Here is a 21,971-nt window from a genome sequence, read left to right as displayed (position 1 = left end):
TAACAAAATTATTATTGCAGCGGTTGTGACAGATCCGGGGCAGGACAGCGCCTGTGTCATGCACCGGAAACAGACTCCAGTTCCGAAGCCAGAATCCCTTCGGCCCCCAAGGAGTGACAGTTATACCTGTCGAATCCCCGTTCCGTTTCCATGAGATTGCGTCCCAGGGAAACCTTCCAGATCTTTTCCATCTCAGGGTCCGTGGTCAGGTAAATGGTTTTTTCCCGGGGCAGGCACACCATGGAACACAGGGTGTTGCATCCCGGATCATCGCACACCGTCTGCCTCAGCAGGTCAAAGCCCCGGGACACGCCAAAGGCATGCTTATGCTCTGCCAGGTAGGCATGGGCCCTGCGGTAACGTTCCGCCCCGACACCCACCACCTCCGCAAGGGGCTTACGGGCCATGGTGTGATTGGAAAAATTGGCCATGACCAGAAAATCCCCGTCCATCTCGGTGATGACGTGTTCTCTGTTATCTGTCTCCGTAACCATGGCATGACCGTCCACATCGGCAAAAAGGTTGTGCACCGACGGTCCTGTGAACTGAACCCACCTTTTTGAGGGAATCAGGTGCCGGACCTCCGCCACCCGGGAGCAGGATCCCAAGGTATCGTATTGGTCGCCGATGTACGCGTCCCCCTCCCCCAGGCTCTCGATCCCCGTCACATAAGGTTCGACCTCCTGGCAGGAGCAGAAAAGGCCTTTCTCGTTCATGCCGCAGGTTTTGGCGAAGTAATCCCTGAACATGGGGTCGTTCTGGGTTTTCTCATAGAGAAAAGCCAGGTGAAACACGCTCATGCCCCCACGGGATTCGATGAGAAACTTCAAAGGGACGGCAAAATAGTCAAAATTCATGCCGTAAACCACCTGCTCGCCATACACGGCAAACCCCGTGCACGCACACGCCAGTGGCACCCCGCAGAAAACAAACAACACCGACAAAAGAGAGATTTTGAGTTTCATCTCCCTTTCATCGCATGTTTTCTCCCATTTCAAAAGGATGCAACGGCCATTCCTAATAATCGAGGGTCACAATGCGCCCCTTGGTAAAGGTAAAAAAGGTCTGCTTGTCGGCAACTCGGACCCCGTCGAGCAGGTCCTCTTTGCTCTTGCCCGCCGCCTTGAGGCACCCCGGGCAAGCCATGAGGACTGCGTTTTTGTCCATGAGGGTTTTCAGGGCAGCTTTTGAGGACGGAAAATGGGAAAAAGTAACCTCTTCTGCATCCTGCAGAACGGCCTCCACGCCCTTGATGTCGAAGTAGACAAGGACATCCTTGTCGTCTGCCATGATGCTGGCCATGTTCAAGGCCATCAGCAGCCTGTGGGGATCGTCCGCACCATGGCTGATGTGGAGAAAGACGCCGTCCCTGGGTGCTTCGGCACCGCCCTGGCATGCAACACCGAACCAGGCCAACCCGACAAACAGAAGTGTGGACAAAAACACGCTGAGCTTTTTCATGTGTTCCTCCTTTGTTTTTTGGAAGCTGGCAGTCTGAGCCGGATATTCCACGCATCCAGAACGCCCATATTCAGGGTCTGGTCGCTTTCTCATGAACTATCCGGGCTGAAAACAGATCGTCGTGTCCGAAGGGCAGGCAGCAACAAAGGAAACCGGTGTGCATGCCACAACGGTTCAAAAGAAAAACAGGGAATTGTGATGATTTCATAAAAAAGGCAAGCTTGGGGTTTACCCCGGGCCGATCACGACAGATCGGCATCGGTGAATCGTCGCGACAATTCTAATACCCCACGAAGCAAAAAGAAAGGACAATATCCCATAACACCTTGCGACATTTAAACAAAACCAGAAAAAAACGACACAAAAAAAACATGGCCGGAGGTGATCCCCCCGGCCATGCGTGCTTCTCACTTCCTATCTATCCGAGCTAACCCGGGTCAGGAAGATTCACCTCCTGCAGGTCCTCGCCCAGATGGATCCGCTCGGTGCTGCCGAGAACGCCCAGGGCAAGGGCCAGGATGGTCCAGGCATGGACCGCGTGATACCCGCCCCCAAAGTGCTCGCCCAGCTCATGAATCTGGGCGTGGCAATTGTGACAGCCCGTTACGCAATACGTGGCCTGTGTCTTTTTGATCTGAAGGTCCTTGATCTGGCCATAGGCAAGCCGCTGCTCCTTGTAGCCGGACTGCAGGAACCCCCCGCCCCCGCCGCAGCAGAAGTTGTTGGACTTATTGGGGTACATATCCACAAAGTTGTCTTCCCCCACGCACGATTTCACCACAAACCGCATGTCATCGGCAGCAGGGTCCCCAAAGGATTTCCGAACGATCTGGCAAGGGTCCTGAAGGGTAAATTTAATCTTGAGCTCATCGTTCCAGCTGGGATCCGGCTTGAGCTTTCCTTCCCGGATCCACCGGGCATACATGGTGTACATGGTCTCGACCTTGAAGTTGTGAGGAATCTTGAATTTGTCCAGTCCTACCAGGACTGCAAAAGTGATGTGCCCTCACTCTGTGTTCAAGAATGTCTTGCACCCCAGCTCCTCGCACTGCCGGGCGCTGCGCTCGGTGAGCTCTTTCCACCCGGCGTCGTCGGCCATGAACATGCAGTAGTTCTCGGCGGCCCAGCCGGAGCTGCCGTAGGTCCAGTCCACCCCGGCAAGGTTCAGGATTTTCCAAAGGGGCCCCATCTCCTCGGGCTCGATCATGGGCTCCCTGGAGTTCTGATTGATAAAATACTCAGCCCCTTTCTTGTCGATGGGGGCCTCAAGGTTCCGTTCTTCCCAGATGGGATACTCCTCCTTGATCTCGTCTAAGATGTCCTCCACCACAAAGGCGAAATCCTCCTGGGTGCACCCCATGGCGCTGTTGGTGGGCTTGCCCAGGGCCATGTCGCAGGAGCCCAGGATCCCCTTGGGCATCTCCTCACGGGGGCGAAGCCTCCGCGCGTTGAAGACGAGCTGGGGGATATTGATCTCCATGGGGCAGGCATGCACACACCGCATGCACATGGTGCAGAACCAGGGCCATCGGCTCTCTTTGATCTCTTCATCCATGCCGAGGGCGGCCATGCGCAGAAACTTCCTGGGATCCATGTCATCCAGCCCCGTGGCAGGGCAACCCGAAGAGCAGACCCCGCAGGTCAGGCAGGAGTTGAGATTGCCTCCCTTCGGGAGAAGCTTCATGACCATGTCCTTAAAGGGACTCTTGGACCCCCCTGTCAATTTAACAGGTTTCTCACTCATAAGTTCTATTCCTTTCTTGATGGCTTTTTCACAAGGGCGAAGGCCCGGCCCGCATCACAAGAGATGACGCGACACATGATCATGGCCGGTACCGGCGGACGGCATGCTCCCTGCTGGAATATCGACAACAAGATGACACGCACAGGTATCACCTGGAGTCAGGAATCGGTGAAAGGAGAGAAAATGAAGGCAGAGACGGACAGAGAATGAGGAAGGAGAAGACAGCCGATATACACCAAATGCCAAAGACACACGCCATACCCCCAACTCTACCAAACCAGCCATCCCCTGTAAATACGGAAGGTTTGCCAGCGACAAAATCCACGGAGATATCCGAATTGAGCTCTGAACGCCAAGGCCACAGTCTTTTTTCGCGACCACGGTTCTTCCCCCCAGACAAACACCGTTCAGCCCGCCATCTCCGCAACAGAAAGATACCCCGCGTACGCCCACATAAGCAAAAGCCCCTGTGGACGGGGCTTTCCGGCAAGGGTATACAGGAGAGAACGCCTTGCAGAACAAACCATGCGCCCCCCCGACGCATCCCGTTCACCGCATATCCCTGCCTGCAAAGGCCCTCTCATCGCAGAAAAAACCGGTGTTTCAACCAACAAAAACCAAGGCCCGAGCCATGTATCGTCTTTACTCAAAAATTCTGGTGCTCTCCGCCCCCACCATCTTCGGCCTGATCATCCAGGCCATGTACCAGGTCCTCAATGCGTATTTCGTGGGATTTCTGGGGGTATCCGAGCTGGCAACCGTGAACCTCACCTACCCCCTGACCTTTGTGCTCATCGCATTGGGCCAGAGCATCGGCATCGGCACAGCGGCCATCACCTCACGGAGCATCGGGCGAAATGACCTTGCCCACGCACATGCAGCCGCCAGCAGCGGCCTGATGCTGGGGATTCTGGCAGGGGGGACCTACCTTGGAGTGATGTTTTGGAAATTTGACCTTGTGGCCCGTGTCATGGGAACCGTCCCGGGGACCGAGGCCTGCTTTTACAGGTACGGCAGGCTTATCCTGGTGGCATTCCTCCTGGTGCTTGCCAACACCATCTTCGGCTTCATCGCGCGAAGCCAGGGGGGCACCCTGTTTTCCATGGTGACGTTGATCATTGCCTTTGCCCTCAACGCCCTCTTCGATCCGATTTTCATTTTTTGGATGGACCTGGGCATCCGCGGAGCAGCCTGTGCCACCTTGCTTGCCCAGATCCCCGCGGTGGGAGCATACATCTGGTATTTTTCGAGCAAAAAAAGCCGAATCCGGATTCGTCCAGCCCTCCGGGCCGTAAACCGCCGCATCTTCGCAACCATCCTGAGCATCGGTATCCCCACCTTCATGGCTTTTGTCATCAATGTCCTGGCAGTGGTCCTGGTCAACCGACAGGCCGCCGTTTTCGGAGCAGAGGCCGTGGCAGGGGTCGGCATCGCCCTGAGACTCTACACGGTATCCACTCTGCCCGTCATGGGCCTTGCCAACGGCGCCCAGTCATTGATCGGGGCCTGTGTGGTGGACACAGACCCCGCAAAAATCAAAGACCTTCTCTCCGCCCTGATCAAAATAGGTACGGGATACGGAACCTTTGCATCCCTTCTCTTTTTGATCTTTTCCAGGCCCATCGCGGCCCTCTTTTCAGCAGAGGCTGCCGTAACAACGATTCTGTCCGGCTCCCTTGCCCTCTACATGGGCTTTTTCGCCATGGTCCCGGTTCAACTCATCGCCATGATCTTCGAGCAGTCCAAGGGCAACGTCAGGCTTGCCATGTATGTCTCTTTCGCCCGCCAGGGCATCTACCTCATCCCGCTGCTGCTGGTCCTGCCCGGATGGCTCGGCATCAACGGGATCGCCGCCAGCCAGCTCTTCTCGGACCTCACGGCAGGCTTGTCCTGTGTGCTGCTCCTGCGGCGGCAGGTGTTCGCCGCCACGGATGCAACACCTACCGAGCCGGAAAGTTCACATAGATGGGGTTGGTGACCGCCTTCACCCGGCCGTAGAGCAGGCGCTGGAAAAGAAGGAGGTCGGGGGTTCCCATGAGTTCGGCGCGGTAGTAGGTTCTGCCCCTTGAAGCCGGGGTGTCGGTAAAGGTCACACGGGTTGCGCCCCCGCTGACAACCCAGGCCCTGTGGGGGATACCGTTTTTCAGAACGCCCACAAGGTAGGTGTCTTTTCCGGCCAAAAGCCCCAGCAGCGAGGGAAGGTCCACCTCCCCTGCCACGAGCTTCACCAGGTTCTCGGCCGTGAGTTCTTTGACCCTTGGCACGGCAAACCAGCCCGGCGGGGCCGGGTTGCGGATATCGATCTGAAAGGAGAGCTCCCGGCCCGGTGCCTGGACCAGATTGTCCCCCATGAGGGTTTCGAAGTGTCCGTCGCCGTCCCGGTCGGCCACCAGGTCCAGGCGCTCGGCGTCCGGGGCGTAGCTCAGGGAGACATGGCCGTTTTTCAGGCTGCGAAGGATGGCGTCTCCCGACTTCTCTTGGGCGTAAACCCAGGTGGTGGGGTTTCCGTGGCCGAAGAGGGCCGCCTCGATCTTTGCAAAGGGGTCCGAGGCGTACTCGGCAAGTTTGTGGGTGTCCGAGCCCCCCACACCGGTCATGCGGCGCCCTTTAAGGAGTTCGGCATCCCAGAACGGGTGGCTGGACCAGCCGTTGAGGTTGGGGATGCGGTACATGCTGTTCCAGATCTCGATGGTGTCCACGGCGTTGTCCACATCATACTCCCAGGGACAGCAGAAAATGGCCGAGGGGTGGTTGATGGAGAAAAGGGCTTCCCCGTCATGGGCCCCGTACACCGCGGCCACGGCATCCTCGTCGGTGTTGGCGTGCCAGAGGGGCGTGTAGTCAAAGGGCGCTGCGGCCCATGCATTGGCGTGGCCCTTACCGGTGGTCCACTCCACGCCGTAGAGGAGCACGGTCTCCTCGGAGGTGTAATCCGGGTCTTCCCAATGGGTGGGCATGACCGGGCCGGGGTCTTGGGGGTCAAACATGTTCGAATCGTGCTCGGTGAGGGCAAAAAAATCGAGTCCTTTGTTCTCAACGCTCTCCAGGACCGCGGCCACCGGGGCATTGCCGTCGCTGTGCAGGGAGTGGGCGTGCAGATCCCCTTTAAACCACTGCCCCGTGCCGTTGGTGCCCTCGTTTTGCCCTTCCAGCCAGCGGCTCATGAGGAGAAACAGATCGGTGTTGTCGATCAAGTCGCCGGAGAATCCCGGATCGAACCCGGAGAAGAGATCTGCAAAATAGGCGTCCGTGCCGTCCACCAGGCCATCAAGAAACAGCCCGGCATCGGTGCCCTTCACATAGCAGGGAACGGGTACGTTGCTGTGGGTGTCGGCGTGGAAAACCATGGTCGGCAGGTTGCCCGCACCGTTATCCCCCACCAGGACAAAGGCCCTCTCTTCCGCCCCCCAGAGGTAACCGCACTCATGGTCGGCGGTGACGATGAGCAGGGTTTCGTCCCAGTTGCTGTTCTCCTCCACCCAGGCCACCACCTCGGCCACGGCCTCGTTAAAGGCGGTCTGTTCTTCGATCATACGGCCCTTTTCATTGCTGTGGTTGGCCCAGTCCACGGCCCCGCCCTCCACCATGAGGAAAAAGCCGTCCGGGTCGTTGGACAAAGCCCGAAGCGCCCCCAGGGCCATATTCGAAAGGCTGGGAACCGAGGGGTTCCGGTTGCTTTGGTCCACCACCTGGGGATCACCGGAACGCCCCTGCTGAAGGGTGGTGGCGGCTCTTGCCAGACCAAACACCTTGCCGACAGAAATGGAACCCTGGGCCAGGGCTTCAAAATCAGATTTGTCATCCATAAAGGCCCAGGAACGCCCGTCCTTGGCCAGTGCCCCGTCTTCATCGGTAAGATCGGCGTAGACCGCCTCTCCCCCCACATACGTGTACTCCCAATCCTGGGACTTCAGGTTCCCGTTGTTGTCGTACATGGGGTGGCCCGCCCCCATGATCACATCCAGGTCGCTGCCGTAGATCATCTGGGCTGCGATCTCCTCGTAGTTGTTGCGGGAGATGTTGTGGGCCGCCATGCCCGCCGGTGTGGCGTGGCTCACCTCCACGGAGGTCACCACCCCGGTTGCCAACCCCTGGGTGGAGGCGGTCTCCACGATGTTTTTTACATCGATGAAAAGAGGGGATTTTCCCAGCATGCCGGGGTAGGTCTTGACCCCTGTGGCCATAGCCGTGGCAGCCGCCGCGGAATCCGTGGGGTTTAAAAGATGAGAGCCGAACAGCCGCCAGCCCAGGTCGGGCTCGTAGGTGCCCAGGGCACTGTAGGTGGTCATGGCGTACTTGGTCTCAAAGGACTCGTACACGGCCCGGTTGCCGTTGTAAAAATCCGTTGCCATGACGGTGCCCATGCCCTGACCATCGCTGATCATCAGGATAACATGTTTTGCAGCCGAGGCCGGTGGGACAAAAAGCCCGATCATGAAACACGCAATACACAAAAAACAGCCCTGCTTTCCAAGGATTTTCATGGTTCCTCCTGAAACATACGGGTTGTTGTTTGACAGCTGCCTTTCTTTACCTGCCCGGTGTTAAGGCTGGGTTACATGAAAGTCATATCTTCATTTGTGTTGTGTTTTTCCCATGGAATATCCGGGTTATTGCACCACCACGGAGAGGTCCGCGTATTGTCCCGAGGCGTCCATCACCGTCAGGGTGTGCCTGCCCGGAGTGGCAAAGGTGATACGGGCCGCTGCGCCCGGGCGGCTTCGGGAGACCCAGGTGTGATCGACCATCCAGTGCAGAGGGCCGCTGCCGCCTGTGGCACAGAGCTCCACGGTGAGGGGGCGTCCGGGTTTCAAGGGGTCTTTGAAAACGGCGCCGTCCCTGGCACCGTGGATGATGATGGGCGCGCTCAAAGGGGCTTCCCCCTCAAGGCAGGAAAGATCGGGATCGGGGCACCGGCTGCGGTCCCGGATCCACGGGGGCAGAAAGGCCAGGGCTCCTGCAGGCCACCTGGCAATGGTGCGGGTGGGAATGTGCCGGGTTTGGGGGTGTTCCGCCAGCCAGCGATCCAGGCAGGGCCCGTAGAGCCCCTTTCCTGTGTCCGGGTTCACGGAGACGATCAAGGGATTGGGGGCCATGAGCACCTCGTCCTGGCAGGGCCCGAAGGTCGGGGGAATGGTGTCGTTGAGGACCCAGGCCGTACGCTTGACATGGCAGTGGCCGGGCTCGGTGTCCGACGACAAAATGCCCAGGGGCCAGCAGACGGATTCCCGGGACACACTCTCGGGCATGGAAGCCCCCCCGGGGGCTGCCGAGGGAAGCCGGTCGGCCACCTGAAAAAGGACAGGAACAGCCGTAACAGCGCCATAGTGACCGGGAAGAGGCGTGCCGTCCGGCCGTCCCACCCAGACACCCAGGGTATGGGACTCGGTCATCCCCACGGCCCAGGCATCTCGGAATCCGTAGCTCGTCCCGGTTTTCCAGGCCAGCTTACGGCCTCGCCGCATACCAAACCGCCCCCTTCTGTTCCGCGTTCTCTCTGGTGTTTCCAAAACGTGACGGACAATCCAGGCCGCCCCTTCCGAGAGCACCTGGGTCTCCTGGCTGCCGGCAAGGGCGAGCCCCTCGGGGTAGATGGCCCTGCCCCCCCGGCCAAAGGCCGAGTACCCTGCCACCAGCTCTTCCAGGGTGGTACCCACCCCGCCCAATACCATGGAGAGGTTGGGCCCCCCGCCAGGGGGATAACGCAAATGGATGCCCGCCTGGCGCAGGAGGCTGTCGAAACGCGCCGGCCCCACACGATGGAGAAGCTCCACGGCGGGTACGTTCAGAGACCGAACCAGAGCCTCGGAGGCCGACACCGGCCCGGCAAAATGGCGGGTAAAGTTCAAAGGGGTGTACCCGCCGATGGACAGGGGGCTGTCCATGAGCAGGCTTTCCGAATGGATCAGGCCGTCGTCAAGGGCCATGGCGTACAGAAACGGCTTGAGGGTGGACCCCGGAGACCGAACAGCCCGCACCATGTCCACATGACCGAAGCGCTCATCGTCAAAAAAATCCATGGAGCCCTTGTACCCCCGTACCAGACCGGTCTCGTTTTCCACCACCAGGAAGGCCAGGGAGGTCCCGGAGGGCAGTTCGCCCTTCAAGTTGGCCGCAAGGTCTCTCAACCCGGCCTGAAGGCAGGGGTCGATGGGGGTTCGGATCACCCCCTGACCGGGGAAGGCGCGCCTCAGGCGACGGGCCAGCAACGGCGCCCGAAACGGAGGGTTCCATGGATGAACGGCCAGGGGCTCTTCCCGGGCTTCGTCCCCCTGCCAGGCTTCCCAGCGCCCGAACCCCACCAGACGCCCGACCACCTTGTTACGGGCCGCCACAGCCCGGTCCGGATGAAGATCGGGCCGGTAACGGGACGGAGCCTGGGGCAGCACCGCAAGCAGGGCTGCCTCGGCGTGGGTCAACTCTGCGGCGGGTTTACCCAGGTAGGTCAGGCACGCGGCCTGCACCCCTTCCACGGTGCCGCCAAAGGGGGCGTGGTTCAGGTACAAAGTAAGAATCTCTTCCTTGGTGAGGCGTCGCTCCAACTGAAGGGCGCGAAGCATCTGGCCGATCTTGCCGAAAACGGTTCGCCGGTGGGGATGGAGGATCCGGGCCACCTGCATGGTGAGTGTGGAGCCCCCCGAGACAATGCGCCCGTGCCGGAGGGCATCGGCAAGGGCCCGGCCCATGGCCAGGGGATTGACGCCGGGGTGGAGGTAAAACCAACGATCCTCGTAAGCCAGCAGGGCCTCAATATAAAGGGGAGAGACCTCGTCCGGGGTCACCGGGTACCGCCAGATCCCCCGGGCATCGGGAAACACCCGCAAGGGATTCCCTTCCCGGTCCACCACCGTCACGGCCATGCCCTCCCCGGGCGCCGGAATATCGGGCGGAAAGGCCAGGTCCAGGCAGACCACCAGCGCCACCGCGCAACCCAGCACAGCAAGCCCCCACTTTCCCTTGATGATCCCAAGCACACGTGACATGGGTTGCCCTTTCCTTATGGAATCTTCTCCATAAATTCCATGGGCGACGGGCCCTGCCCGCCGCCGCCATTGCCGTCAGCCTCCCTTGGCAGGGACCCAACCCGTTGGATTCGCCTTCATGGGTCCCCTGGGTCCCGGCCTTGTCTTCCCAAACCGATAATCAATGAACATTTCTCAACAGCCAGGCCATCCTTCTTTTCTATTTTTGTTTCGCATCGTTAGTAAACAACATCCAAATTCATAACGAATGGCATGGTTCCCTGTAGCATCACAGCCATTTCAAAATATAGTAATCCCCATTGTATTCCTTGAAAGGCTCTGCTATCCACACTCTTTCACAACCAACCACCCCATATAATCCTGATGACATGGGTCAGGAGTCTCTACCGGAAGGCCGTCCATCCGACTATGGGAGTGCAAGAAAAACCGCAGGTCCCCCTGTTGTCCTGGGTGATCTGTTTCCGTATTTCTGCGCCCTCGCGAGACCCCTTGTTCGGCATGTATTTCAGGAGCATGACAACCGCATAAGGAGTCTCTTACAATGGAATATGTCAAAGATATCCTGGCCGCTTTGAGCGTCATTCTCAACGGCCTCCCCCAGGGTCTGCTCGCCCTCTCCTTCGGCTTTGCCTCCATCCCCACGGCCCTGGCCTTTATCGTGGGTGCCGGAGGCTGCCTTCTCTTCGGCTGCGTGGCCCCCATTTCCTTCCAGGCCGAGACCATCACCCTTGCCGGGACCATGGGCAACAACATGCGGGAACGCCTCTCCATGATCTTCTTTGGTGCAGCAGCCATGGCCACCATCGGCGTGTTCGGCTTCCTGGAGAAAATCGTTACCTTTGTGGGACCTGCTATAACAAACGGCATGATGGCCGGCGTCGGCATCATGCTCGCCCGGGTGGCCTTCGGCATGGCCACCAAGAACAAAGCCGTAGGGTTCAGCTCCATTGCCTCAGGGTTTCTCACGTACATGATGACCAAGGACCTGGTCTACACCATCACCATCTCCGTGGTGCTCTCAAGCGTCGTGGCCCTGTCCCTGAAGCAGAAATCGGACATGAACGCCGTTGAAAAAGAGGGCTTTACCTTTCAAGTGCCCATGATGAACCTCTCCGTGGCCCGGGGTGCCCTGGCCATGGTCTGCCTCAACATCGGGGCCAACATCGCCTTCGGAAAGATCACCGGCAACATTGCAGGCGCCAGCGTCAACGTGGACCACCTGGCCATCTACAGCAGCCTTGCGGACATGGCGTCTTCCCTGTTCGGCGGCGGCCCGGTGGAGGCCATCATCTCGGCCACGGGCAGCGCCCCCCACCCCGTTTTTTCCGGGGTGCTCATGATGACCCTCATGGCTGTCATCCTTTTTGCCGGATTTCTTCCCAAGATCGGGAAATACGTGCCCAGTGAATCCATCGCCGGATTCCTCTTTGTGCTGGGAGCCATTGTCACCGTACCCATCAACGCCTCCGCAGCCCTTGGCGGCGGAAACGCCATCGTGGGCGGGGTGACCATGACGGTCACCGCCATCTCCGATCCTTTTCTGGGCATGATGGCGGGCCTCATTGTGAAGTGTATCTCACCGCTGGTGGGATTCTGATTTTTTGCATCTGCTCCGGCACGCCGGCTTATCCAGCGTGCTTCCCGTGCCGTTTATTTTTTTGTAACTATTCATTTGCCTCCGGCGGGTCGCTTTTTTGAAAAAAAGCTCCGCAAAAATGTCGGAATTGTTTCGGCGGAGCCTATGAATGATTACTTGAGACCTGTTTATCAAACTTTTTAAAAGTTTGGCCCCCGGCAGGGCCGCCGGAGGCTTTTTTGACCTGAATAGTTACATTTTTTTAAGCCTTTTTAAGGACATCCCATGAACACAACATACACCCTGGAAGTGGCCGGTGTAACCCGCGAGCTTCCCATCGTCCCCGTCAGCGAGACCCTCAACATCGCAAGCTTTGTGGTTTTGGGCGACACCGAGCTCATCTGCGCTGCAGCGCCCCTTCTAATGGAAAAACTCCCGGAGGTAGACGTCCTTGTCACCGCCGAAGCCAAGGGTATTCCCCTTGTCTTCGAGGTATCGCGTCTCATGGGGATGAAGCGGTTTTTCGTTGCGAGAAAAAGCGTGAAAGCCTACATGGAAAACCCGGTCATCGATGAGGTGCAGTCCATCACCACCACGGGCAAGCAGCTCCTCTGCCTGGACGCCACGGATGCCGCGGCCATCAAAGGCAAGCGCGTGGCCATCATCGACGATGTCATCAGCACAGGGGAATCCATTGAGGCCATCAGCCGCCTCGTGGAGGCAGCAGGGGGACTCGTCACCGTCAAAGCGGCCATCCTCGCCGAAGGCGATGCCGCATCCCGGGAGGATATCGTCTTCTTGGAAAAACTCCCGTTGTTTCCCGTGGGCTAACCCGGCTGACAAAAATCCTCCGGACCATGCCGGTAACGGCGCGTCCGGAGGCTCTCTCCAGAATGGGTCACGTCATGTGCCCATACGCCGGGCAAGGTCCAGGAGTTCCGCCTTCCTGGGGCGATACACCAGCATGGCCACCGCCGACAGGCCCAGGAGCTGGTAAAGGGAAAGGGAATCACCGGCGGTGAGAAACAGCACAAGGCCATAAATGCCGATGCTCTCAAGGAGGGCTGAGGAAAGAATCACGATGACGGCATATCGGGCCACTGCAGGGTGCTGGCCCGATGAAACCGAAGAGGTGCTCCCCCCGGGGTGCCCGAGCATAAACCGGCGCAGCACATGCACCCCGGCAAGGGTGGCTGCGGACATGCCGAACAGCACATAGCGCAGGGTCACCACGGGAAACTCATCTCTGAGGGCCACCGTAAAGGTATCCCCCATAAACAGCCCTACCCCCAGGTACACACCGAGGGAAGCCAGAATGGCCCCCCAAATGATCAGGATCAAGGCAAAACCGGAATCAAGTTTTCTTGTGTGGTCTGGTTCGATCATGCTCACCTGCCTGTTCGGGTTCACGGGAAGAGGTAAAACGCGACTCCGACCATACCACAGGTGAGCACCTCGTTCACCCACGAAACAGACCGACCGAAACAGAAACATCTCACCAGATATCACCATCACTCCCCGAACACCTTTTTCAATAAGGCGGTGGTCTGCTTCATGGGGTCTTTCCTGATTTCAGCCTCTTCCATGGCAATGTAGTGAAACATCCCGTCGATGCCTTTATCCAGGGCATAGTCGGTGAGATCGGCCTTCACATCCGGGACATACGGCATGGATGTGTATTGATCCATCACCTGATCGTAGGCCCGGATGGCGCCGACTTGGGACAGGGTCTCCTCCACCACGGGCTCCATCTCCTCTTTGAGGGAAGGGGTCATTTTCTCCTGAAAGTAGAGGGTCGCCGAATTGTCCGGTCCCTCGTAGATCGCCTTGACATCCTCAAAGGTCATCTGGGCGATGGCATCGAAGAAAAGGGCCTTCGCCTTGGGGGTGGCTGCTTCGGCCGCACGGTTGAGCTTGAGTTCGAGATCGTCGGCCAGGTGCCCCATGTCCGCTTTATCCAACATGGATTTCACCGCCTGAAGCTCCGTGGGCAAAGGGATATGGATAGCCGGATCCCCGTTGAACCCGTCCACGGTGCCCAAACGGCCCACGACACTCTCGGTGCCCATGCGAAGCGCCTCCTTGAACGCATCGCCGATCTCACCGGTTGATGGTGCGCCCTCAGCCACCTCTGCATTTTCTCCACTGTCTTTCTTAAAGATATTGATCTTATCCAGCCAGGATCCTTCCGCTTCCCCCCAGACCAATGCCCCGAAAACAACACACAGGGCGATTCCCATGGATATCCGACGTGTTTTCATATGCCATTCCTTTTCATCTTAGGTATCCAGAACCTTCTGCGAATTGACGATATACACCAAATGAGGAACAAAGGCTTTCGCGGCGGGACGACAAAAGAAAAACGGCTAAAAAATCAAGCACACCATGTACCGGTCTCAAGGAATGCGAAAGCCGGTTGCAGCGCTGTTAATATATCACGACCTCCACCCTTTGGAACATGCAAATAAAATGGAAGGTCCTGATTTTTAACAACCTTGACAAAGCATCATCAAAGGATTCGCAAATGCATGACAGGATACGATGCACACCGGCCACGACAATGACCTGGACCGGCAGGCATTCTGTTGGCATCGCGAGAAGTCATATGGAAGTTATAAAAATGTTAGGAATGACAAAGTTATGAGTTGACATAAAATTGTACGACGGGTAAATATCCAGACACATCGCTGCCGTCGGGCACGCGAACCTTAACAGCAGCAGATCCTTTGGGTGGATTGCCTGCATGATGAAACAAGATGATCATGTAATCCAGTGCACCTGAGGAGAGCCTGCAATACCTAAGCCTTCCTGAATAAAGTAACAACACCCAGCACATGACCACATCGGGTTCATTATGCTCACCCGCAGCCCCCCTCACCGGTTGCGGAAACCGCCACACCACGCATTCGGAGGAGACGTGAACAAAACTGAGATGTTCTGGACGATTTTGAGGAAATTCAACGAAGACACACTACCCGTGCAAATCCTTCTTATTCTGCTCTCCCTTTTCGCGCTTTACGGAGTTTTTGCGAAACCGTCAAAAGCATCGGACAAGGGAATGACGGCTTTTCTGGCCGCAGCTTTTGCCTGGAACGGCATCGCCTGTTTCCTTCTCTACTGCGGAAAGAGTCCCATGGCACTCTTTGTGGGAGGGCCCTTGTACCTGGTGATCTCTTTTCTCTTTCTTATCGACCTGCTGGTCACCGGAAAATGTTCCTACCGACTGCCCGAGACACCGCTGCACCAAGTCCTTGTCGGAGTGCTTCTGCTTTGTGTCTACCTCTTCCCCTTCGCCGGGATGGCCCTGGGCCATGGGTTCGTGGTGCTCCCTATGTTCCCCTGTCCCCTGGCCGGATTCGCCCTCATACTCTTTTCGGCGGCCCCCCGGATGGACCGAGATATCTTCATCCTTCTTCTGGTCTGGGCCTTTGTCAACATCCCGAAATGTTTTGGTCTCTTCGGGTGCTACGAAGAGATCGTCCTGTGCGCTTCGGGGTTTTACAGCCTCTATGTCGTAAAAACCCGCGCCACCACCCGCACGACAGCCATGGAGCCCCTTCATGAACCCGTTTGAATGCATCGACGCAGGCACGGAGTTCTGCCCCTGCTACCTGGCCGAAGTGGGAGAATGCACGGTCTGCACCCTGCTCCAGGGCAAAGAGGTGTGTGCCTGCAACTGGTCGAAGGTGTGTATTTACCAGAGATACCTGCGTAACGGATCCAAGGCGGTGAAGCGAAAGCAGACCGTGCTCTGCGATATCGCCGACTCACGACGTATTGAAAACGGGATATACCTGAAAAAAATCGCGGTTTCCCGTGCCATGGCGCGGTCCCTCAACCACCCGGGAAGCTACGTCTTTGTCAGGGGGCTGACGGAACGCTCCTTTTTCGATGCCCCCATGGCCATTGTGGCGTCGGACATCATGGAAGGCACGGTGACCCTGGCCTTCCATGTCACCGGTCCGAAGACGCGGCTTTTGGAACGGAGCCCCATGCGCCTGTTCCTGAGGGGCCCATACTGGAACGGCCTCCAGGGCAACAGGGCTGTGGAGAGCGTCCGGGACGCCCACTGCCTCGTGGTCACCGGCGGTATGTCCCAGGCCTCGGTCCCCCTTGTGGTCAAACGCCTTCTGGCCCACGGAAACAAGGTGACCCTGCTGGTCAACACGCCCGGCCCGTTTTTTATTTCGGAGTACCTCCCCGAGGATGTGATCGTCCGGAAAGGCCCCCTTCACGGAAGTCAGGGCCAGGCCACCATGGGACAGCTGCCGGACAAGGAGTCCATCGCCTTTGCCTTCAGCGCCGGAAGCACGCCCCAGCATGAACTCGTCACTGCTTTTATAGACCGCCACTGCCCCGGGGCAGGCCTTGCGGTCTCCAACAATCATACCTTCTGCTGCGGCGAAGGGATCTGCGGAAGCTGCCTGGTCACCATGGGCGACAAATCCGTAAGGTCCTGCAAGGTGCAGTTCGACCCGAGGCAGGTCGCGGAAGAAGGAACCGCCTGTCCTTGATAATGCACTCAATGAGGAAAGGAATCGTATTATGCCCAAGGTAGTTATCATCGGTGGAGGGTGGGCTGGATGCGCGGCGGCCATCGCCGCCCGGAACGCCGGCGCCGAGGTGGTGCTGTTGGAACGAACAGACCTCCTCCTGGGGTGCGGGCTCGCCGGTGGAATCATGCGGAACAACGGACGGTTCACCGCCGCAGAAGAGCTCAGGTGCTTAGGCGCCCCGGAGCTCATTGATCTCACCGATGCCCTCTCCCAACACGTCGACATTGATTTTCCGGGCCATTGCCATGCCAGCCTCTACGACACGTCCCGAATCGAACCTGCCGTGCGGAAGGCCTTGAAAGACAAAGGCGTTGAGCTTCGCTTCGTGGCCCGCGCCGTGGGGGTCTCCATGGAGGAACCGGATCGTATCCGCTCGGTCTCCCTGGCCGACGGGTCCGTCATCCACGGAGACGTCTTCATCGAGACCACGGGCTCTGCCGGGTCCATGGGAAATTGCGCCCGATACGGAAACGGATGCACCATGTGCGTGCTCCGATGCCCCTCCTTCGGCCCACGGGTCAGCCTCAGCCACATGGCAGGGTGCGAAGAGAGCGTCGGGCTCCGGGACGGCGAGGCCTACGGGTCCTTCAGCGGCTCCTGCGAGCTCAACAAAGCCACCCTGAGCCCGGAGATCCGGCAATGCCTGCACGACAAAGGGGTGGTCATCCTTCCCCTTGAGAAACACCTCGTGGATGAGGGAATCCTCAAGCTCAAGGCCTGCAAACAATATGCGATCCCTGAGTTCAAGCAAAACCTCATCCTCCTGGACACCGGATCCCGCGCCAAGATGATGATGCCCTTTTTTCCCCTGGAAAAGCTGCGAAAAATCAAGGGACTTGAACGGGCCATGTACGAATTTTCCGGAGGTGCTTCCAACTCGGTACGCTTCCTGGCACGGACGCACCGGAACAATGCACTGCAGGCCCAGGACGTTTCCAACCTCTTTTGTGCCGGGGAAAAAGCAGGGCTCTTTGTGGGACACACCGAGGCCATGGCAACAGGAAGCCTCGCGGGCTGGAACGGTGTGCAGCAAGCCACGGGCCACCCATTGCTCTCCCTGCCCGATGGCCTGGCCATCGGCGATTTGATCCGACACGAAAACCAGGCAAGCACCACCAAAGAAGGGCTCACCGACCGGTACACCTTCTCAGGGGGCAACTACTTCAACCGCATGAAGCGCCTCGACCTTTACACCACCGATCCCAAGGCCGTCGAAGCACGGGTAAAGGCCCACGGCCTCTACCATGTGTTCCTGACGGCCCACGGAAAAAATGAGAAAGCGCTTCACCCCATGCGGGCATAGGCGTCGGCAACTACCCGAACCCAACAGGCACGATCCCGATATACGGGACATAACGAAACCACACATACGTTAAGGATGGACCCATGACTGCACCCACTGAAAAACACCTCGTACGAAAAAGTTTTTTCGGATGCAACTCCGCCCATGGATTTCACTGCTTCTTTGACTTTTTCCACGACCTTACCGACGCAAAAATCACCATCATCAAAGGTGGGCCGGGAACAGGCAAATCAACCTTCCTGAAGCAGATCGCCGATGAGATGCGCAGCCAGGGATTGGCTGTGGAACAGCAGCACTGCTCCCTGGACCCCAACTCCCTGGACGCCATCATCGTCCCGGAGATCAAAGCGGTGGTCACGGCCGCCACCGGCCACCACGTCTTCGACCCCAAGCACCCCGGTGCCGTCGACGAAATCATCAACCTGGGACGCTACTGGGATGAGGCGGGTATTCGGCCCCACGCAAAGGAGATCATGGCCATCACCGCCGAATCCGACCGGTGCTTCGGCAGGGCGTACCGCTTCCTCGCCGCCGCCCACCTCGTTCGCACGAACAGGGCGGGCCTGGCCACGGAACACCAGGATTTTTCCAAGGTCAATGCACTGTATGAGGCCCTTTGTGCAGACCTCTTCACCGGCCACCCCCTGGCCGACACCGTGGGACCGGAAAGACACCTCTTCATGAACTCCATCACCCCGGAGGGCACGGTCAGTTTCATGGATACGGTGATTGGCTCCTCCACTCGCCTGGTGGTCATCCACGGCGCCCCGGGCACCGGAAAATCCACACTGCTGTCGCGGCTTGCCGCAAAGGCCAGGAGCCGGGGCTACAAGGTGGAATACTGCCACCACCCCCTGGACCACCACAGGATCAGCCACCTCATCATCCCCGCCATGGACGTGGTGATCTCAACGGATGCCCTCAGGGGGCTTCCCAAGGAACAGGAGCACGACCTGAATGCCTTCCAGACGCCTGGCATCAGCACGAAACAGGGAGAGATGAAAGGCGATGACCGCGACTACGACGCCATGATTGATGCGGCCATGGAGGCCCTTGTCCGCGCAGGCCATACCCACGGCAAACTGGAGCAATACTACATCCCCCATATGAATTTTAAACAGGTGGACCGCTGCATGGCCGACACCATTGAACAGGTGCTCAGGCATGCCGAAAAGTACCATGCCTTCACCAGGCGATCCCCCAAGAAGGAAAAGGAGTTGTGTTAGTGAAGATGATATCGTATTCAGCCCCTCTCAAACGGGGCGCCCTTGCAGCCTGCCTGGCTGTCCTGTTGGTAACGCCCGCTGTTTTTGCAACCGAAGAGCCCCAGCGCGCCCTGGATGACATGGTCATCACCGCAAGCAAAAGGGAGTCCTCCCTGGAGGATTTCGCAGGGAGCATCACCGTCAAAGACGGTCAGTTCATCACGGACCATGAGATCAAGGACCTCTCCGAGCTGACCCTGTTTGTCCCCAACGTCTTCTTTAAAAAGACCACCTCCGGGGACGCCTTTGTCTCCAGAGGTATCTCCACCATCGACACCTCGCTGTTCAGCCCCATGGGCCTTTACATCAACGACGTCGCCTACCCCTTGAGCTTTATGCAGAATCAGCTGCTCACCGACGTAAAACGGGTGGAAGTTCTCAGGGGGCCCCAGGGGACCCTTTACGGCAGGAACAGCGAATCCGGGGTCATCAACGTGGTTCTGGAGGAGCCCGGAGACAAACTGAAGGCAGCGGCAAGCCTGTCCGGCGGCAACTACAACACCTGGTGCGGGGAAGCCTCGGTGAGCGGCCCTGTGGTAAAGGACACCCTCTACCTGGGGCTGTCCGTGACAGGCCGTAAATCAGACGGATTCGTAGAAAATGAAGTCACGGGCAAAGACGACGTGGCCGACGAAGAGACCACCGCAGCCCGGGGAACCCTCCGCTGGACCCCGGGAGAACGCTTCGAGCTTGTGGCCACCCTGGACGGCCTGGACCAGGACAAGGGCGTCAGCACCCTGCGTTTTGAAGACGGCCCCCAGGCCTCGGACAGGCATAAGGTCCGCTCCAGTGAAGAGGACCGCGCCGATGAAGAGGAAGTGGGCGGAGTCATCAAGATGAACTGGCGGGCCGACAACGCCAAATTCACATCCATCACCAGCAACCGCCAGTTTACACGGGAGTTCACCCACGATTTTGACCGGACCCCGGTTAAACTGGGAACCACCGATTTAGATATCGACCAGGACAACTGGAGCCAGGAATTCCGAGTCGCCTCCGAAGGAGAGGCCCCCCTCTCCTGGGTCATGGGACTTTTCGGGTTCACCGAGGACCTGGACACCACCATGACATTGAACCATGTCTCCCCCGCCATGGCCAAAAACCGAGTGACAGATTCGGAAAACGACGGCTACGCCATCTTCGGGCAGGCAACCTACCGGCTTACAGACAAGCTGAAGCTTACCGGCGGCCTGCGAGGGGAGCACGCCACAGCCGAAGGCACACAGACCTACACCAGCATCACGGGACCCGTGACCTTCGACGAAAAACTCTCCGAAACGGAATGGCTCCCCATGGCCTCGGCCTCCTACGACATTGCCGACAACCTGACGGCCTACGCCACCTGTGCCCGGGGCTGGCTTGCCGGGGGCTTCAACTACTTTTCGGCAAACTCCGAAGAGACCTTCGGCTATGAGCCCGAGTACACCGTAAACTACGAAACAGGTCTTAAGGCCACCTTCTTTGACCGACGACTCAAGGCGGACTTTTCCCTGTTTTACATCGACATCGACGACAAACAGGTCAGGGAAGAAGTGCCTGGGGGAGGCCAAGGCGTCTGGAAATTTTCCAACGCAGGCAAGGCCCACAGCCAGGGTGTTGAACTGGACCTCACCGCCCTGCCCCTGGGCAACCTGGAAGTCTTTGCAGGCGTGGGTATCTCCGACACGGAGATCGATACCTGGCAGGGCACGTCCGGCGGCATGCCCTTCGACTACTCGGGCAACGCCCTGCCCTGGGCCCCTGAATTCACCTGGAACGCCGGGGCCGCCTACTACATGACCAACGGCCTCTACGGTATCGCCGACGTCACCGGCGCGGGCAAGCAGTACTTTGACGCGGCCAACACCCTGAAAGACAACGGGTACGCCCTGGTAAACCTCAAACTGGGCTACGCCTTTGATCGCTTTGATATCTCCGTCTACTGCAAAAACCTCTTGGACGAAGAGTACGCCACCAAAAAAGTCAAAAGCATGCAGGGATTCACCATGGTGGAAGACGGCGATCCACTCACCTTTGGGCTGACACTCAACTGGAGGCTTTAATATGACACCCCTGTTCGACATCAACGGCAAAAACCCCATGACACCGATCTTCGAAGCCCTCCAGGGGCCTGTGCGCATGGCCATCCTCAAGGCAACCGTGGAGATGGGCATGGCCGACATCCTGGCCAGGGTCTCGACCCCCGAGGAGATCGCAGCGGCCCTGCCCGGCGAGACGGATCTCGGGAACCTCACCCACTTTCTGGACAGCATGGCGGGCATCGGCCTGGCCGTGAAGCACCAGGGCAACTACCTCAATTCACCCTTTGCCGAGACCTCCCTGCGCACGGAAAGCCCGGTCTACTTGGGAGATATGGTTCTCAACCTGTCCCGCATGCAGCACCGGAACATTGACAAAATCGAAGCGCTGGTTCAAGGCGGCCCCCCGCCTGTAAAAAAAGAGGACCGCCTCGCAGACGAGAGCAAGTGGCAGGCATCGGTCAAGCATTTGGCACCCTACCAACGGGCAGGCATTGCCGCCCTTGCCGCCGATACCATCGATGCCCTGCCCGAATGCACGTCTGCCACAAAGATCATGGACATCGGATGCGGCCCCGGCCTCATGTGCATGGAGGTCCTCAAACGCCATCCTGCCATGGAAGGGGTTCTCTGCGACCTTCCGGCCATCATCGGCCTGGCGGAAAAAGAGGTGGCAAAAGAGGGAATGGAATCACGGATTTCCTACATCAAGGGGGACTACAACACCACGGACTTCGGCACCGGCTACGATATCATCTGGGCCAGCCACAACCTCTACTACGTCAAGGAGGCCTCTGACTTTTTCTCCCGCCTCCACACGGCCTTAAACGACGGCGGGGTTTTCGTGAGTCTCCACGAAGGCACCACCGGGGAAGGCACGGCACCGGAGCATGTGGTGCTCTCCAGGCTGTCCCTGGCCCTGGAAGGCCAGAACTATGTTTTTCAAAAAGGGGAGATCGCCGATCACCTCCGCCGAGCGGGATTTCATTCGGTGGAGACCTCCCCCCTCACCCTTCCCGTGGGCGAGGTGGAGTTGACCATCGCCCGGAAACAGAAAGGATAAAT

General features: G+C 58.4%; 16 protein-coding genes and 1 riboswitch. Of the genes, 9 read left to right on the top strand and 7 right to left on the bottom strand.

The genetic code is table 11. The features are described from left to right. Positions 1-56: 56 nt before the first annotated feature. From ACOYW0_RS21855 to ACOYW0_RS21845, 3 genes are all read right to left on the bottom strand, one after another. On the bottom strand, positions 57-965 hold the full coding sequence (locus ACOYW0_RS21855) for an Ntn hydrolase family protein (protein WP_482415872.1): 909 nt from the start codon (positions 963-965) through the stop codon (positions 57-59). A 52-nt stretch (positions 966-1,017) separates the two neighbouring features. Continuing rightward, positions 1,018-1,461 carry a DsrE family protein gene (locus ACOYW0_RS21850; RefSeq protein WP_482415871.1) on the bottom strand — a complete coding sequence of 148 codons (444 nt, stop codon included), beginning with the start codon at positions 1,459-1,461 and terminating at the stop codon, positions 1,018-1,020. Between the two features lie 427 nt (positions 1,462-1,888). Next, positions 1,889-3,205 (bottom strand): (Fe-S)-binding protein, encoded by a 1,317-nt coding sequence (locus tag ACOYW0_RS21845; protein ID WP_482415870.1) that lies wholly within the window; start codon positions 3,203-3,205, stop codon positions 1,889-1,891. Between the two features lie 631 nt (positions 3,206-3,836). Between ACOYW0_RS21845 and ACOYW0_RS21840 the strand changes: the two genes are divergently transcribed. Next, complete coding sequence (locus ACOYW0_RS21840; RefSeq protein ID WP_482415869.1) at positions 3,837-5,183, top strand: MATE family efflux transporter; 1,347 nt, start codon at positions 3,837-3,839, stop codon at positions 5,181-5,183. Here the strand turns inward: ACOYW0_RS21840 and ACOYW0_RS21835 are convergent. Together ACOYW0_RS21835 and pbpC are read right to left on the bottom strand one after the other, a co-directional pair. Beyond that, positions 5,146-7,689: an alkaline phosphatase gene (locus ACOYW0_RS21835; RefSeq protein ID WP_482415868.1), complete on the bottom strand. Its 2,544-nt coding sequence runs from the start codon at positions 7,687-7,689 to the stop codon at positions 5,146-5,148. The two genes, ACOYW0_RS21840 and ACOYW0_RS21835, sit on opposite strands and share 38 nt — an antisense overlap. A 126-nt stretch (positions 7,690-7,815) precedes the next feature. After that, positions 7,816-10,188, bottom strand: a complete 2,373-nt coding sequence (gene pbpC / locus ACOYW0_RS21830) for a penicillin-binding protein 1C (protein WP_482415867.1) — start codon at positions 10,186-10,188, stop codon at positions 7,816-7,818. A gap of 330 nt (positions 10,189-10,518) precedes the next feature. Continuing rightward, positions 10,519-10,617: riboswitch (purine riboswitch) on the top strand. A gap of 112 nt (positions 10,618-10,729) precedes the next feature. Between pbpC and ACOYW0_RS21825 the strand changes: the two genes are divergently transcribed. Both ACOYW0_RS21825 and ACOYW0_RS21820 read left to right on the top strand, forming a co-directional pair. Beyond that, on the top strand, positions 10,730-11,785 hold the full coding sequence (locus ACOYW0_RS21825; protein ID WP_482415866.1) for a hypothetical protein: 1,056 nt from the start codon (positions 10,730-10,732) through the stop codon (positions 11,783-11,785). Between the two features lie 264 nt (positions 11,786-12,049). Beyond that, a complete protein-coding gene (locus tag ACOYW0_RS21820) occupies positions 12,050-12,595 on the top strand; it encodes a phosphoribosyltransferase family protein (protein WP_482415865.1) in 546 nt (181 codons plus the stop codon). Positions 12,596-12,667: 72 nt separating this feature from the next. Here the strand turns inward: ACOYW0_RS21820 and ACOYW0_RS21815 are convergent, their stop codons facing one another. Together ACOYW0_RS21815 and ACOYW0_RS21810 are read right to left on the bottom strand one after the other, a co-directional pair. After that, positions 12,668-13,150 (bottom strand): hypothetical protein, encoded by a 483-nt coding sequence (locus tag ACOYW0_RS21815; RefSeq protein ID WP_482415864.1) that lies wholly within the window; start codon positions 13,148-13,150, stop codon positions 12,668-12,670. A gap of 125 nt (positions 13,151-13,275) precedes the next feature. Further along, entirely contained in the window at positions 13,276-14,025 is a 750-nt protein-coding gene (locus ACOYW0_RS21810; RefSeq protein WP_482415863.1) for a DUF4197 domain-containing protein, read from the bottom strand. A gap of 656 nt (positions 14,026-14,681) precedes the next feature. Between ACOYW0_RS21810 and ACOYW0_RS21805 the strand changes: the two genes are divergently transcribed. From ACOYW0_RS21805 to ACOYW0_RS21780, 6 genes are all read left to right on the top strand, one after another. Beyond that, a complete protein-coding gene (locus ACOYW0_RS21805; RefSeq protein WP_482415862.1) occupies positions 14,682-15,338 on the top strand; it encodes a DUF6064 family protein in 657 nt (218 codons plus the stop codon). Then, positions 15,325-16,278 carry a hypothetical protein gene (locus tag ACOYW0_RS21800; RefSeq protein ID WP_482415861.1) on the top strand — a complete coding sequence of 318 codons (954 nt, stop codon included), beginning with the start codon at positions 15,325-15,327 and terminating at the stop codon, positions 16,276-16,278. Before ACOYW0_RS21805 ends, ACOYW0_RS21800 begins: the two co-directional genes overlap by 14 nt. A gap of 31 nt (positions 16,279-16,309) precedes the next feature. Beyond that, on the top strand, positions 16,310-17,623 hold the full coding sequence (locus ACOYW0_RS21795; RefSeq protein ID WP_482415860.1) for an FAD-dependent oxidoreductase: 1,314 nt from the start codon (positions 16,310-16,312) through the stop codon (positions 17,621-17,623). Positions 17,624-17,706: 83 nt separating this feature from the next. Further along, on the top strand, positions 17,707-18,849 hold the full coding sequence (locus ACOYW0_RS21790; protein ID WP_482415859.1) for a hypothetical protein: 1,143 nt from the start codon (positions 17,707-17,709) through the stop codon (positions 18,847-18,849). A 5-nt stretch (positions 18,850-18,854) separates the two neighbouring features. Then, a complete protein-coding gene (locus tag ACOYW0_RS21785) occupies positions 18,855-20,930 on the top strand; it encodes a TonB-dependent receptor (protein WP_482418853.1) in 2,076 nt (691 codons plus the stop codon). 1 nt (position 20,931) lies between these two features. After that, positions 20,932-21,969 (top strand): methyltransferase domain-containing protein, encoded by a 1,038-nt coding sequence (locus ACOYW0_RS21780; RefSeq protein WP_482415858.1) that lies wholly within the window; start codon positions 20,932-20,934, stop codon positions 21,967-21,969. Positions 21,970-21,971: the final 2 nt, after the last annotated feature.

This window comes from Desulfoluna sp. HI9BLuna (assembly GCF_056829775.1).
Note: the sequence above shows the minus strand (reverse complement) of the source record. Positions and strands in the feature narration are given on the sequence as shown.